This window comes from Ruegeria sp. CH11 (assembly GCF_056537105.1).
In genome coordinates, this window is record NZ_JBQFQX010000051.1 from 1 (window position 1) to 1,338 (window position 1,338).

Sequence of the window (1,338 nt, forward strand, 5' to 3'; positions counted from 1 at the left end):
CGGATGAGGTGGATGGCTCCTGCTCCACCGGCATCGAACGTGCCAAAGTGCAGTTGTTATCGACTGCTGGGAAAGGAGCCACCCAATGACAGTAAAGACTGTGGGCCTGGATTTGGCCAAGGACGTTTTTCAGGTGCACTGTGTTTCAGCCACGGGGCGTCGGATCATCAACAAGAAGATCAAACGCGCGAAGTTGATCGCCTTCTTCGAGACATTGCCGCGCTGTGTGGTTGGTATGGAGGCCTGCGGATCATCCCATCACTGGGGGCGCAAGTTGCGTGAGCTTGGCCATGACGTTCGGCTCATGCCAGCAGCCTACGTCAAACCTTACGTGAAGCGCGGCAAGACCGATGCAGCCGATGCAGAAGCGATCTGCGAAGCGGTGCGTCGCCCGACCATGCGCTTCGTCGAGATCAAGTCCGAAGACCAGCAGGCGATCCTTGCTATTCATCGGGCGCGCGATCTGGTCGTCCGTCAACGTACCCAGGTCGTAAACATGATCCGCAGTATCCTTCGCGAGTTTGGTCACATCCTACCGACGGGTATTGAAGCTGTGTCCAAGTTCGCGCGAGAGCACGGCACCGAAGACCAGTTGGAGATGCCCGAGATCGCGGACGGCATTCTTGGCGTGATGTGTCATCAACTGAACGGGCTCAATGTGCGGGTTGATGGGCTGACCAAACTGATCGAACAACATGCATGGCTGGAAGCCGATGCACGTAGGTTGATGCGCATGCCGGGGATCGGACCGATCACCGCGTCGGCTGTTGTTGCCACCATTGGCGATGCAAAGCAGTTCGAGACTGGCCGCGATTTAGCCGCCTGGTTGGGCCTGACACCGTTGAACAAATCCAGCGGCGGTCGAGAGCGCCTCGGGCGGATCACGAAGAAGGGTGACCGTTACATCCGAAAATTGCTGATCATCGGAATGACGTCGCGCGCGCTCATGGCCAAGAACAGCCCAGAGAAAGCCGACACCTGGACTGCGAAGCTTCTGGACGAAAAGCCCTTCCGACTGGCGACAGTCGCCATGGCCAACAAATCCGCTCGGATCATCTGGGCGCTACTGACGAAACAGGAGGAATACAGGCAGCCAATCTGTTGATCCTGCCAAGAGATGCAAGACGCTTGATGTGATGATGCGAAACGAAGTCAACCAAGAGTAAGGACACTCCGACCAATGTCGCGGCACTTGAGGTCGTTAAGCCGATAGGAACCTTGCTCGCGGAACTCATCAGGGCCAGTGGCAACCGCCACGCAAACAGGCCGGACACACGACTGTACTGACAGACCATCGCAACTACAGAAATCTCTTGCAATGCAGGAGCCATCCACACA

At 57.0% G+C, this 1,338-nt stretch carries 1 protein-coding gene; it reads left to right on the forward strand.

What is annotated here, in order from left to right; all coding sequences use genetic code 11:
- Nucleotides 1-85 precede the first annotated feature (85 nt).
- Nucleotides 86-1,105, forward strand: coding sequence for an IS110 family RNA-guided transposase (locus ACR0LX_RS22940; RefSeq protein WP_480785632.1), 1,020 nt, complete (start codon nucleotides 86-88; stop codon nucleotides 1,103-1,105).
- Nucleotides 1,106-1,338 lie beyond the last annotated feature (233 nt).

Excerpts from the sequence above, each read along its gene's own strand:
- ACR0LX_RS22940 (WP_480785632.1), top strand. The coding sequence starts at position 86 with ATGACAGTAAAGACTGTGGGCCTGGATTTGGCCAAGGACGTTTTTCAG.